A 13,575-nucleotide genomic window follows, 5' to 3' on the forward strand; every position below is an offset into this window, starting at 1 on the left:
GTCGAAATCAGAGGATGCAGCCGAATGTCTGTCAATGGAAGGATCGCGATTATAACCGGCGCGGGCGGCGGGCTTGGCCGTGCGCATGCCTTTTTCCTGGCGCGGCAAGGCGCCAGGGTGGTGGTCAACGATCTGTCGCATGAGGCAGCGGATCGCGTCGCCGCGGAAATCGTGGCGGCGGGTTACGAAGCCATCGCCATCGCCGCATCGGTGACCGATGAGGCCGCCGTTGCCGAACTGACCGCGCGGACAATGCAGCGCTGGGGTCGCGTCGACATTCTGGTCAACAACGCCGGGATCTTGCGCGACAAAAGCTTCGCGAAAATGAGCCTCGACGATTTCCGCCTGGTGGTCGACGTTCACCTGATGGGTGCGGTGATCTGCACCAAGGCGGTATGGGACATCATGCGCGAACAGCGCTACGGCCGGGTCGTGATGACCACGTCGTCGTCCGGGCTCTACGGTAATTTCGGCCAGGCCAACTACGGCGCCGCCAAGATGGCGCTGGTCGGGCTGATGCAGACCCTGGCGATAGAGGGCGACAAATACGGCATCCGGGTCAACTGCCTGGCTCCAACCGCCGCGACGCAGATGACCGATGGCCTGCTGTCGGAAGGACACCTGAACTTGCTCGATCCGGCGCTGGTCAGTCCGGGACTGCTCGCGCTCGTCGGCGAGGGCGCGCCCACCCGCGCGATCCTTTGCGCCGGCGCGGGCCATTTCGCCCGGGCAGGCGTGGTCCTTACGCAAGGCCTCTATATCGGCGGGGGCGAAGACGCGGGCGAACGGGTCGTCCAGGAATGGGATGCGATATCAGAACGCGACCGTGAGGTCGTACCGGACTACGGCTTCACCCAGGCCGAGCGCGAACTTGCCAGCGCCGAGACGGCCGCCAGGGCAGCGGGGATGTATCGCTGATGCGCGACGCGGTGATCGTATCGACGGCGCGGACGCCGATTGGTCGCGCCTATCGCGGCGCGTTGAACCACACACCATCGCCGACGCTTGCGGCGCATGCCCTCACCGCGGCCGTCGAACGCGCCGGCGTTGCGCCTGCGGAGATCGAGGACTGCCTGCTCGGCTCCTCCTTGCCGCAAGGGGTGCAGCAGTCGGTCGGCCGTATGGCGGCATTGCGCGCGGGTTTCCCGGTAACGGTGCCAGGCATGACCCTCGACCGGCAATGTTCATCCGGACTGATGACCATAGCGACCGCTGCAAAGCAGATCATTGTCGACCGGATGGATATCGTCGTTGCGGGCGGGGTAGAGTCGATTTCGCTGGTCCAGACGCCCGAATTGCGGATCACGCCCGACCCTATGCTCACCGCCATGCATCCCGACGCATACATGCCGATGATCGAGACCGCGGAGGTAGTCGCGCGACGCTACGGCATCGCACGCGAGACATGCGACGCCTACGCGCTCAACTCGCAGCAGCTCACTGCTGAAGCTCAGCGCGCCGGGCGCTTCGATGCCGAGATTGTGCCGATGAGGACGACGATGAAACGCGTCGACAAAGCAACCAAGGACGTCACCTTTCACGAAGTCATCCTCGATCGCGACGAGGGAGCAAGGCCCGACACCACGCTCGAAGGACTAAGCGCGCTGGCGACAGTGATTCCAGGCGGCACGGTCACGGCCGGGAATGCCAGCCAGCTTTCCGATGGCGCCTCTGCTTGCGTTGTGATGGAAGCGCGCCTCGCGGAGCGACGCGGTCTGAACCCGCTCGGCCGCTATGTCGGTATGGCTGTGGCCGGCACGAAGCCGGATGAAATGGGCATTGGTCCAGTCTTCGCCGTGCCGCGCCTCCTTGAGCGCTTCGAACTCTCTCCGGAAGACATTGGTCTTTGGGAGATCAATGAGGCTTTCGCCGTCCAGGTTCTGTATTGCCGCGACCGGCTCGGCATCCCTGCTGAACGGCTCAACGTCAATGGCGGCGCGATTTCAATCGGCCATCCCTATGGCATGTCGGGAGCAAGAATGGTTGGCCACGCCCTCCTGGAAGGCAAACGACGAGGCGTGCGTTATATCGTTGTCACCATGTGCGTGGGCGGGGGCATGGGCGCGGCAGGGCTCTTCGAAGTACTGTAACGTCGCGGACTCCTGAGAAGTTGAACCTCAGCGCCAACTCGCCAACTGTCTCAGTTCGCACGCCGCATTCAAATTATTGCCGTCGCGGGCACGTCGGGGTTCGTCGCGTCTATCACGATCCTTCCGTCCCAGTCGGGGACTTCCACCAGCGCTACGGCGAGCTCGGACCATGGCACGGCGAGCACGACGATCTCCTCTTGCGCCCGCCTCGAACAGGCTCGCCGCGACGACGAGGTCGCCGAGTTGCCGGGCGAAGTCCTCGAGGCTTTGCTTTCCTCGCTTGTTGCTGACGACCGCCACCATGCCGGCCCGAACGGCGAGCCGAGCGAGAGCCGATCCCTGATCAGGCAGGTCAGCTATACCACGTGGATGTGTCTGATCGGCTTGCCCGGTACGATGGCTTGAGCTGCGGTCGCTATACCTTGTGCATCGATGCCGTAGTGGCGATAGAGGTCCGCGATCGTGCCCGTCTGCCCGAAATGCTCGACGCCCAGCGAACGGGTTCGGTGACCATGAACCGAGCCCAGCCACGCCAGCGTTGCCGGATGACCGTCAATCACGGTGACAAGGCCGCAGTGTCCCGGCACAGGTGCCAGCAAACGCTCAACGTGACTCTGTGCGTGGATCAATCCGCGCTCGCGGGCGCGTTGAGCCGCTGTCCAGCCCGCATTCAGTCGATCGGCCGAGGTGACAGCGAGCAGGCCGACGTCGCGCCGGTCCTCGGCGATCAACCCGACAGCTTCGATCGCTTCAGGCGCCACGGCGCCGGAATAGATTATGACCGCCTGCGCATTGGGCCCAGGCCTGCGCATCCAATAACCGCCATTGACGATGGCTTCGGCAAGTTCACCATCGACCTCACGCTTCGGTTGCTCGATCGACCGTGTCGATAGCCTGAGGTAGACGGACCCGCCAACGGCATCCCGCAACCATGTCACAGCGTCTGGCTCGCTGTCGCCGGATCGCTGCATGTAATCGAACGAGAAACGCAGGATCGTGGCGAGTTCATCGACAAAGGCTGGCTCGAAACTGGCCAAGCCGTCCTGCGCCATGCCGATCAGGGGTGTTGCGATGGATTGATGCGCGCCACCCTCTGGTGCAAGCGTCACGCCCGAAGGGGTCGCCGCCACGATGAAGCGGGCATCCTGGTAACAGGCATAGTTGAGGGCGTCGAGACCGCGCTCGATAAACGGATCATAGAGCGTGCCTACCGGCAGCAGCCGCTCGCCGAAAATAGAATGGGACAGTCCCAAAGCGGACAGCATGATGAACAGGTTCATCTCGGCGATGCCAAGTTCCATGTGTTGGCCCTTGGGCGAAAATTCCCAGTTGAAGGTGGACGGTATCCGTTCCTTCCTGAAGAGATCGACCATTTCCTCGCGTGCAAACAGCCCACGGCGATTTACCCATGCACCGAGATTGGTGGATACGGTGACGTCCGGTGACGTGGTGACGATGCGGCTGGCAAGATCTGTATCGCTCTTGGCAATCTCGTGCATCAGCAGTCCGAAGCCCTGTTGTGTGGACATGGACGGCTGCGACGGCGCTGGCAGCTTCTCCGGAACGGCAACCTTGGCCGCCTGAAAGCGACGGGTTCCGCGGCTGTTGAACGGCGCCGTTTTTATGAATTCGACCAGATCTCTTTCCGGCAATGACAAGCCTTCGAACGGTTCCCACTCACGGCCAGGTGTCACGCCGAGGCTGGCGCGCAATCCTTCGACCTGCGTCGCCGTCATGAGGCCGGCGTGGTTGTCCTTGTGGCCGGCGAGCGGAAGCCCGAATCCCTTGATCGTGTACGCGATGAAGCACACCGGCCGATCATGCGTTCGTGCTTCCTCGAAAGCGTCGAGCAATGCCGGCAGATCATGTCCGCCCAGATTGGCCATGAGCTGGGCCAGTTCTTCGTCCGAACGGCTTTCGATCAGTTTCGATACCGGGCCCTGATCCCCGATATCATCCAGAAGCCGCTTCCTCCAGGATGCGCCGCCCTGGAATGTCAGCGCGGAATAGAGCTGGTTTGGGCATGTATCGACCCAGTGTCGGAGCGCCTCGCCGCCGGGTTCGGCGAACGCGGCATCGAGCAGCCTGCCGTATTTGAGAATGACGACGTCCCACCCGAAATTCCGGAAAAGGGATTCGAATCGTTCCCACAGACCTTCACGGACGACGGCATCGAGACTCTGGCGATTGTAGTCGACGATCCACCACGTATTGCGGAGCCCATGCTTCCATCCTTCAAGGAGCGCCTCGAAGATGTTGCCTTCGTCCATCTCGGCGTCGCCGATAAGCGCCACCATCTTTCCATCGGGTAGATCCGCTGCCATGCCCTTTGCGTGCAGATAGTCCTGTACCAGCGATGAAAACAGCGTCTGTGCGACGCCCAAACCGACAGAGCCGGTGGAGAAGTCGACGTCATCAATGTCTTTGGTGCGGGATGGGTAGGACTGTGCGCCCTTGTACGCGCGAAAGGCCTCGAGCTTTTCGCGGGTCTGGTTGCCGAACAGATACTGGATAGCGTGGAAGACGGGACTTGCATGGGGCTTCACGGCGACCCTGTCTTCGGGGCGCAAAATCGCGAAATACAGCGCCGTCATGATCGTCGCCAAGGACGCGGACGAAGCCTGGTGGCCACCGACCTTGAGCCCGTCATCGCTCGTGCGAAGGTGGTTGGCGTTATGGATCGTCCACGTCGCCAGCCACAGGACCTTCTTCTCCAATTCCGTCAGGAATTCCAAGCGCTGTTTGTCCATGGCCCCTCGCTTTCGAATGCACATAAGCTACTGGACGACATGAGCAGAGTGTGACCAAATATGGTCGGACGCTTTGGTAAAGTTGGCTGGTTGAGCGAATTTACATTCGAAAAATGGCAGAATATGTCAAAAGCAGAAATTGACGAAATCGACCGGAAAATCCTTGGAGTTCTCCAATCCGATGCTCATGCGACAAGCGAAAAGCTAAGCGAGATTGTGGGACTATCGCCGTCACCATGCGCGCGCCGGGTTCGTAACCTCGAGGCCTCGGGTGTGATCAAGAGCTATGTAGCGGTTGTCGATCAGGTGAAAGTTGGGCTGCCGATCAGCGTGTTCGCATCGATAAAACTTGAAAGGCAAAGGGAAGAGGAGCTGGATCGGTTCGCGAAGGCCGTCATGCGTTGGCCAGAGATTGTCGAGTGCTATCTTATGACCGGGCAGCGAGACTATCTGCTCCGGATCGTTGTGAAGGATCTCGAGGCCTACGAGAGCTTTCTCAAGCAAAAGCTGACACGCTTGGAAGGAGTTGCGTCAATCGAGTCGAGCTTTGCACTAGGGCAGGTGAAACATTCCCAGGCGCTTCCCATAAGCGAACACGGATAAATTCAAAATCAGATGTTGCTGCGCTTTCCTTCCATCAGGTCGAGGATGGCGCGCGCTGCATCCAGCACATTGGAGCCTGGACCAAACACGGCCGCGACCCCGTGGTCGAACAAGTACTGATAATCCTGACGCGGCACGACCCCGCCGCAGACGACGATAATGTTCTGCGCGCCCCTTTGCTTCAGCAGTTCGACAAGCTGCGGCAGCAACGTCTTGTGGCCGGCCGCCAGCGAAGACACGCCGACGACATGCACCTTCGAGGTCATGGCCAGGTCGGCCGCCTCGCCCGGCGTCTGGAACAGGGGCCCGGTGACGACCTCGAAGCCGATATCGCCGAAGGCCGAGGCGATGATCTTCGCGCCACGATCATGGCCATCCTGGCCGAGCTTGGCGACCATGATCCTCGGCCTTGAGCCGAGCGAGGCCGAGACTTCCTGCAGGCGCGCAACCAGCGTGGTGAATTCCGGTTCGCCGGCATAGGACGGGCCGTAGACGCCGCGCACGACCTTGGGCGTCGCCGCATGGTCGCCAAAGGCCCCGCGCAAGACATCGGAAATCTCGCCCACCGTTGCACGAACACGCACCGCTTCCACCGCGGCTTCAAGCATGTTGCCCTTGCCGGTGACGGCGACCTCCTCCAGCAGGGCGAGCGCCGCTTCGACCCGGCTGGAATCTCGCTGCCGGCGAACCCGGTCCAGGCGCTTCACCTGCGCCCCGCGCACCGCCTTGTTGTCGATGTCGAGGACGTCGATCTTGTCCTCGTTGTCGAGCCGGTACCGGTTGACGCCAACGATCACCTCATCGCCGCGGTCGACCGCCGCCTGCCTGCGTGTCGCCGCTTCTTCGATCAAGCGCTTGGGCAATCCCTCGATGACAGCATTTGTCATGCCACCCTTCGCTTCGATCTCCTCGATCAGCTTCCATGCCGCGTCGGCGAGCTCTTTGGTCAGGTTCTCTACATAGTAGGAGCCGGCGAGTGGATCGACGACCTTGGTGACGCCCGTCTCGTGCTGAAGGATCAGCTGCGTGTTGCGCGCGATGCGGGCCGAGAACTCGGTAGGCAGGGCGATCGCCTCATCGAAGGAATTGGTATGCAGGCTCTGCGTGCCGCCAAGCACCGCGCTCATCGCCTCGAAAGCGGTGCGTACGATGTTGTTGTAAGGGTCTTGCTCCTGCAGCGACACGCCGGATGTCTGACAGTGCGTGCGCAGCATGAGCGAAGAGGCTTTCCTCGGCTGGAACTCCTCCATGATGCGGGTCCACAACAACCGCGCCGCGCGCAACTTGGCCACCTCCATGAAGAAGTTCATGCCGGTCGCGAAGAAGAAGGACAGCCGGCCGGCGAAGTCGTCGACGTCGAGGCCCTTCTTCAGCGCCGCCCGGACATATTCGCGCCCATCGGCGAGCGTGAAGGCCAACTCCTGTACCAGCGTCGCTCCTGCCTCCTGCATGTGATAGCCGGAGATCGAAATCGAGTTGAACTTCGGCATCTCTTTCGCCGTATATTCGATGATGTCGGCGACGATCCGCATCGAGGGCTCCGGCGGATAGATGTAGGTGTTGCGGACCATGAACTCCTTGAGGATGTCGTTCTGGATGGTTCCCGAAAGCAGCCCTCGCGGTACGCCCTGTTCCTCGCCCGCGACAATGAAGCTGGCCAGGATCGGGATCACCGCGCCGTTCATGGTCATCGACACCGAAACCTTGTCGAGCGGGATTCCGTCGAACAGGATCTTCATGTCTTCGACGGAATCGATGGCAACGCCCGCCTTGCCGACATCGCCCTCGACACGCGGGTGATCGCTGTCATAGCCGCGGTGGGTGGCAAGGTCGAAGGCCACCGACACGCCTTGCTGGCCGGCGGCGAGCACCTTGCGATAGAAGGCGTTGGATGCCTCCGCCGTCGAGAAGCCCGCATATTGCCGGATGGTCCACGGACGGCCGGCATACATGGTTGCGCGCGGCCCGCGCAGGAACGGTTTATGCCCCGGCAAGCCGCCGAGATAGTCGTTCCCCTCAAGATCCTGTGCTGTGTAGAGAGGCTTGACGTCGATGCCTTCCGGTGTGCGCCAGACAAGCGTGTCCGGGCCGGCCTTGACTTCCCTCCCGGCGAGGGCGCGCCACTGTTCCAGCTCGTCCGCCATCATTCGAACTCCATGATGAGTTCGTCGACGGCGAGGCTGGCGCCGGCTCTTGTCGCGAGCGCCTTCACCACCGCCCGACGCTCGGCACGCAGCACGTTCTCCATCTTCATGGCCTCGACAGTCGCCAGCGTCTGCCCGGCCTCGACCGTATCGCCCACCTGCACGGCGAGCGAGGTGATGATGCCGGGCATGGGGCACAGCAGCATCTTCGACGTGTTGGGCGGCGTTTTCACCGGCATCAGCCGGGCAAGCTCGGCCACGCGGGGCGAGCGCACGAATGCGGTGACGTCGATGCCCCGCCAGCGCAGGCGCAGGCCGGAGCCGTTGAGCGACACCTTCACGCCCGCCGCTTTGCCGTCCACGACGAAGGTTGCGTGGCTGTCGCCCGGCAGCCAGTCGCTGGACACCGCGAGGCCCGGCCCATCGGCAAAGGCGATGACGTCGCTGGCTTCATCCTGAACCATGACGAGCGCGAATTCACGATCGGCCACCGTCGCAACCCAGTCCTTGCCGATGCTGCGCGGATGGTTGGCAAGCGCACCCGAAATCTGCGCCGACCGGCGAGCGATCCTCGCATTGATGAAGGCGGCAACGGCCGCCAGCAGACGCGCCTGGGTATCGTTCGGCTCGACGCCTTGAAAACCGTCCGGGAACTCTTCCGCGATGTAGGCCGTGGTCAGCCGGCCCTCGCGGAAGCGCGGCTGCGCCATCACCGCCGACAGGAACGGCAGGTTGTGACCAATACCTTCCACTTCGAAGTCGTCGAGCGCGCGCGCCATTGCATCGATCGCCCCGCTACGCTCCGGCGCCCAGGCGCAGAGCTTGGCGATCATCGGATCGTAGTACATCGAGATCTCGCCGCCCTCGAACACGCCGGTGTCGTTGCGCACGACCGTGCCGTCCTCGCGCCGCCCTTCGACCGGCGGCCGGTAGCGGGTCAGGCGCCCGATGGAGGGCAGGAAATTACGATACGGATCCTCGGCATAGAGCCGGCTTTCGATCGCCCAGCCGTCGAGCTTCACGTCGTCCTGGCCAAAGCGCAGTCTTTCGCCGGCGGCGATGCGTATCATCTCTTCCACCAGATCGAGGCCGGTCACCAGCTCCGTCACGGGATGCTCGACCTGAAGGCGGGTGTTCATCTCCAGGAAATAGAAGTTCTTCTTGCCGTCGACGATGAACTCGACCGTACCGGCCGAGAAATAGCCGACCTCGCGCGCCAGTGCGACGGCCTGCTCGCCCATGGCCTTGCGGGTGGCTTTATCGAGGAACGGCGACGGTGCTTCCTCGATGACCTTCTGGTTGCGCCGCTGGATCGAGCATTCGCGCTCGCCCAGATAGACGATGTTGCGGTGCTGGTCGCCCAGCACCTGGATCTCGATATGACGCGGCTCGGTGACGAACTTTTCGATAAAGATACGGTCGTCGCCGAAGGAGGCCTTGGCCTCGTTCCTTGATGACTGGAACCCCTCACGCGCCTCGCGGTCATTCCAGGCGATGCGCATGCCCTTGCCGCCGCCGCCGGCGGACGCCTTGATCATCACTGGATAGCCGATCAATGCTGCGATGCGCACGGCTTCGTCCGCATCCTCAATCAGGTCCATGTGACCGGGCACGGTGGAAACGCCGGCCGCGGCGGCGATGCGCTTGGAGGTGATCTTGTCACCCATCGCCTCGATCGCCACCACCGGCGGGCCGATGAAGGTTATGCCGGCGTCATTGAGGGCTCCGGCGAAATTGGCGTTTTCCGACAGGAAGCCATAGCCTGGATGCACCGCATCGGCACTCACGGCCTTCGCCGCGTCCACGACCTTGGCGATAGCGATGTAGGATTGGCTCGACGGCGATGGCCCGATGTGGACCGCCTCATCGGCCATCTTCACATGCAGCGCGTCGCGATCGGCATCCGAATAGACCGCCACTGTCGCTATGCCGAGCTTGCGGGCCGTGCGGATGACACGGCAGGCGATCTCGCCCCGATTGGCAATGAGGATTTTCCTGAACATTATCGCTCGACCACAAACATTTCCGACTCCCCTTCGCGTATCCATTTCAGCGCCGAACGCTCCAATGTCCTGGGCACGTCGATCACGCACAGGCACCAGTCCATCTCGCCTTGGTGATCCACCCATTCGAGCAGTCCTTCGGCGCCAAGCCGGGCGGCCAGCTGCCGCGGGGTCGAACAGAGAATTCCGTCAATTTGGACCTGCGTGCACATGGGCCTCACAGCGGCATGGTGTCGTGCTTCTTCCAGCGCGGCTCGAGGTTCTTGCCGCGCAGTGCCGCGAAGGCGCGCGCGATCCGCTTGCGTGATGAATGCGGCATGATCACCTCGTCGATGAAGCCGCGCTCGGCGGCGACGAAGGGATTGGCGAAGCGAGCTTCGTAGTCCTTGGTGCGGGCGGCAATCTTGTCCTTGTCGCCGAGTTCGGAACGGTAGAGGATTTCGGTCGCGCCCTTGGCGCCCATCACCGCGATCTCGGCCGTCGGCCAGGCATAGTTGACGTCCGCGCCGATGTGCTTCGAAGCCATGACGTCATAGGCTCCGCCATAGGCTTTGCGCGTGATCAACGTCACCATCGGCACCGTCGCCTGGCTGTAGGCAAACAACAGCTTCGCCCCATGCTTGATGACGCCGCCATATTCCTGCGCCGTGCCGGGCAGGAAACCGGGGACGTCGACCAGAGTCAGGATCGGAATCGAGAAAGCATCGCAGAAGCGCACGAACCGCGCCGCCTTGCGTGAGGAGTCTATGTCCAGGCAGCCCGCCAGCACCATCGGCTGGTTGGCGACAACACCGACCGTCTGGCCCTCGATGCGCAGGAAGCCGGTGAGGATGTTCCTGGCGAAGGCTTCCTGGATCTCGAAGAAATCGCCCTCGTCGGCGATGGCCAGGATCAGCTCGCGCATGTCGTAGGGCTTGGCGGCGCTGTCCGGCACCAGCGTGTCGAGCCGCATTTCGAGCCGCGACGGATCGTCGTGGAAGGGGCGGACCGGAGGCCTTTCGCGATTGTTGAGCGGCAGGAAGTCGAACAGGGCGCGAACCCGCTCCAGCGTTTCGATGTCGTTGTCATAGGCGCCGTCGGCAACCGACGATCTGGTTGTGTGCGTGCGCGCGCCGCCCAGCTCTTCGGCGGTGACAACCTCGTTGGTGACTGTCTTCACCACGTCAGGGCCGGTGACGAACATGTACGACGAGTCACGAACCATGAAGATGAAATCGGTCATGGCCGGCGAATAGACCGCGCCGCCCGCGCAAGGGCCCATGATCACCGAGATCTGCGGCACGACGCCGGAGGCATCGACATTGCGCTTGAACACGTCCGCATAACCGGCGAGCGAAGCGACACCCTCCTGGATGCGCGCGCCGCCGCTGTCGTTGAGCCCGATCACCGGGGCGCCGTTGCGCACCGCCATGTCCATGATCTTGCAGATCTTCTGCGCGTGGGTCTCCGACAGCGAGCCGCCAAGGACTGTAAAATCCTGGGAGAAGACATAGACCAGCCGGCCGTTGATCGTGCCCCAACCGGTGACGACGCCGTCGCCCGCCACCTTCTGGCCGGCCATGCCGAAATCGACCGCACGATGGGTGACATACATGTCGTATTCTTCGAACGACCCCTCATCGAGGAGAACGTCGAGGCGTTCGCGCGCCGTCAGCTTGCCCTTGGCATGCTGCGCATCGATGCGCTTCTGCCCACCGCCGAGACGGGCCTCGCCGCGGCGCGCTTCAAGCTGTTCGAGAACGGCGCGCATCAACGGCAGTCCCGCGCGTCGAGCCACTTCCAGGCGGCGGGAAAGACCAGCGCCGCCAGCAGCGCCTTGACGATATCGCCGGGAATGAACGGGATGAGGCCGTACTGCAGAACCGGCTTGTCGAACCCGATGACGCTGCCGAGCCAGAACAGCCCCGGCACGTAGATGACAGCGGCGGCCAGCAGGGCAGCGACCGTGGCGTAAAGTGGATTGCGATCCCAGCCGCGCACAGCAAGCCAACCGGCGACAAGAACCGATGGCAAATAGCCCAGGAGGTATCCTCCCGTCGGCCCCATCATGTAGGCAAGGCCGATACCCTTTTCCGGCGTGCCGGCGAAGACAGGAAACCCCGCGGCACCTTCTGCCAGATAAAGCGCAATGGTAGCGAGGCCGCGTACCGGTCCAAGGGCCAATCCCAGGCCGATGACCACGAAGGTCTGCATGGTGATCGGTACCGGGTAGAACGGCACCGCGATCTTGGCCGAGATCGCCACCAGCAGCGAGGCTGCCACCACGGTGGCGATATCGACCCAGTGGTTTGTTGTGCCCAACCGCCCGGCAATGGCGTTGTAGATTGTCATTCGTTTCTCCTGTCCGTGCACAGAACCCGGCTGCCTGGGTCTTAGGCGACAGGCCCGAATGAGAAAACGTTTGAACAGGTAGGCAGGCGTAATATAGAAAGTTGCAAACTGCATTTTGCAAAGTTGCGAACGTGGCCGCAGGCAAGCTCTTCATCGGCAGAAAAGTCCGCGAGCTGCGTGAAAGCAGCAAAGCGACCCAGGCCGCCTTCGCCGAGCGCATCGGCATCTCGACCAGCTACCTCAATCAGATAGAAAACAATCAGCGCCCGGTTTCGGCCTCGGTGCTGCTATCGCTTGCCGAGCACTTCAAGATCGATATCGGATCGATGTCTGGAAGCGACAGCGATCGCCTGCTCTCCGCGCTCAGCGAAGCGCTTGCCGATCCGGTTTTCGATGCTTATTCGCCAAGCCTGCAGGAACTGAAACTCGTCACACAAAATGCGCCAGGATTTGCCCACGCGCTGATAGCCAGCCACCAAGCCTATCGCCGCAACAGCGAGCAGCTTGCAAGCTTCGACGATCAGATGGTTCGGACCAATACCTTGAGCGATCCAACACCATACGAAGAAGTCCGCGACTTCTTCCACTTCGTCGACAACTACATTTCTGACCTCGATCTGGCAGCCGAACGGCTGGCGACGAGCCTTGGGATCCCGGATCGCGATACCGGACTTGTCCTGTCCAACCACCTGGAGAGCCGGCACGGTGTGCGCATACTGCGCGCGGAACCCGGCGAGGACATCCTGCGCCGATATCATGGCTCCTCCCGCGCCCTCTTCCTCAATCCCTATTCGCCGGCGTCGACACGAACGTTCCAGATGGCGTTCCAGATAGCCGTCTTGGAATTGGACGCAGAGATCGAAGCCATTATCCAGCGGGCGAACTTCCGCACACAGGAATCCGCGGAGATCTGCAAGATAGGTCTGCGCAATTATTTTGCCGGAGCACTGATGCTGCCCTATCAGCATTTTCTGGCGGGAGCGAAAGAACTCCGCCACGACCTCGAATTGATGGCGGCGCGTTTCGGTGCGAGCCTTGAACAGATCGCCCATCGTCTTTCGACCTTGCAGCGGCCGGGGCTGAAGGGGGTACCCGTATTCTTCGCCCGCATTGACCGGGCCGGCAACATCACCAAGCGTCACAGCGCGGCAAAACTTCAGTTCGCTCGCTTTGGGGCGGCATGTCCGCTCTGGAATGCACATCAGGCCTTCGAAACGCCGGGCCGCGTCATCCGCCAACTTGCCGAGACGCCCGATGGCGTGCGCTATCTGAGCGTCGCCACGGAAATCGCAAAGGGCGGCGGCGGTTTCAATACGCCGCACCGGCGTTATGCCATCGCTTTGGGCTGTGAGGTTACTTATGCGGCCGACTTCGTCTATGCCGACGGTCTTGACCTTACCAGCTGCACAGCTTTCGATCCGATCGGCATATCATGCCGGATTTGCGAACGCGTAAATTGCTTCCAGCGCGCCGTCCCACCGCTCAAGAGCCGGCTAATGGTGGACCACAACCGACGCGCAACGTTGCCGTATACGATTTCTTGAAGGCGGCGAGCAACACCATCTCTGCTGGATTGAGGCTCGGATCTTACAACCTGACCAAAGTCGTTCGGTCGAAATCTGTCGAGGGCTTGCCCGCCGGATAGGGCCTCATC

Annotated in this window: 10 protein-coding genes; 4 read left to right on the forward strand and 6 right to left on the reverse strand. The window is 62.1% G+C overall.

Annotated features, from left to right (window positions below; all coding sequences use genetic code 11):
• The first annotated feature begins 24 nt into the window (after window positions 1-24).
• Both FJ977_RS25675 and FJ977_RS25680 read left to right on the forward strand, forming a co-directional pair.
• On the forward strand, window positions 25-918 hold the full coding sequence (locus FJ977_RS25675) for an SDR family NAD(P)-dependent oxidoreductase (protein WP_140774961.1): 894 nt from the start codon (window positions 25-27) through the stop codon (window positions 916-918).
• Entirely contained in the window at window positions 918-2,090 is a 1,173-nt protein-coding gene (locus tag FJ977_RS25680) for an acetyl-CoA C-acyltransferase (RefSeq protein ID WP_140774962.1), read from the forward strand. The genes FJ977_RS25675 and FJ977_RS25680 overlap by 1 nt, the downstream gene beginning before the upstream one ends.
• Window positions 2,091-2,446: 356 nt before the next feature.
• Here FJ977_RS25680 and FJ977_RS25690 read toward each other — a convergent pair whose 3' ends face one another.
• Complete coding sequence (locus FJ977_RS25690) at window positions 2,447-4,840, reverse strand: transketolase (RefSeq protein WP_140774963.1); 2,394 nt, start codon at window positions 4,838-4,840, stop codon at window positions 2,447-2,449.
• A 123-nt stretch (window positions 4,841-4,963) separates the two neighbouring features.
• On the opposite strand from FJ977_RS25690, the gene FJ977_RS25695 reads away from it, so the two are divergent.
• Complete coding sequence (locus FJ977_RS25695; protein WP_140775224.1) at window positions 4,964-5,443, forward strand: Lrp/AsnC family transcriptional regulator; 480 nt, start codon at window positions 4,964-4,966, stop codon at window positions 5,441-5,443.
• A gap of 8 nt (window positions 5,444-5,451) precedes the next feature.
• On the opposite strand, the gene scpA is transcribed toward FJ977_RS25695, so the two are convergent.
• From scpA to FJ977_RS25720, 5 genes are read right to left on the reverse strand one after another with little or no spacing between them, the layout of a single operon-like run.
• Window positions 5,452-7,587: a methylmalonyl-CoA mutase gene (scpA, locus tag FJ977_RS25700; protein WP_140774964.1), complete on the reverse strand. Its 2,136-nt coding sequence runs from the start codon at window positions 7,585-7,587 to the stop codon at window positions 5,452-5,454.
• Entirely contained in the window at window positions 7,587-9,590 is a 2,004-nt protein-coding gene (locus FJ977_RS25705) for an acetyl/propionyl/methylcrotonyl-CoA carboxylase subunit alpha (protein ID WP_140774965.1), read from the reverse strand. The genes scpA and FJ977_RS25705 overlap by 1 nt, the downstream gene beginning before the upstream one ends.
• Complete coding sequence (locus FJ977_RS25710; protein ID WP_140774966.1) at window positions 9,590-9,802, reverse strand: hypothetical protein; 213 nt, start codon at window positions 9,800-9,802, stop codon at window positions 9,590-9,592. Before FJ977_RS25710 ends, FJ977_RS25705 begins: the two co-directional genes overlap by 1 nt.
• Window positions 9,803-9,807: 5 nt before the next feature.
• The gene (locus FJ977_RS25715; RefSeq protein ID WP_140774967.1) at window positions 9,808-11,340 is read right to left on the reverse strand and encodes an acyl-CoA carboxylase subunit beta; all 1,533 of its coding nucleotides are present in this window, start codon (window positions 11,338-11,340) and stop codon (window positions 9,808-9,810) included.
• Window positions 11,340-11,921 (reverse strand): biotin transporter BioY, encoded by a 582-nt coding sequence (locus FJ977_RS25720; RefSeq protein ID WP_140774968.1) that lies wholly within the window; start codon window positions 11,919-11,921, stop codon window positions 11,340-11,342. Before FJ977_RS25720 ends, FJ977_RS25715 begins: the two co-directional genes overlap by 1 nt.
• A 131-nt stretch (window positions 11,922-12,052) precedes the next feature.
• Between FJ977_RS25720 and FJ977_RS25725 the strand changes: the two genes are divergently transcribed.
• Window positions 12,053-13,465 (forward strand): short-chain fatty acyl-CoA regulator family protein, encoded by a 1,413-nt coding sequence (locus FJ977_RS25725; protein WP_140774969.1) that lies wholly within the window; start codon window positions 12,053-12,055, stop codon window positions 13,463-13,465.
• The last annotated feature ends 110 nt before the right edge of the window (window positions 13,466-13,575 follow it).

Origin of the sequence: Mesorhizobium sp. B2-1-3A, assembly GCF_006442655.1 — a bacterium.
In the GTDB taxonomy this organism is placed as follows: Bacteria; Pseudomonadota; Alphaproteobacteria; order Rhizobiales; family Rhizobiaceae; genus Mesorhizobium.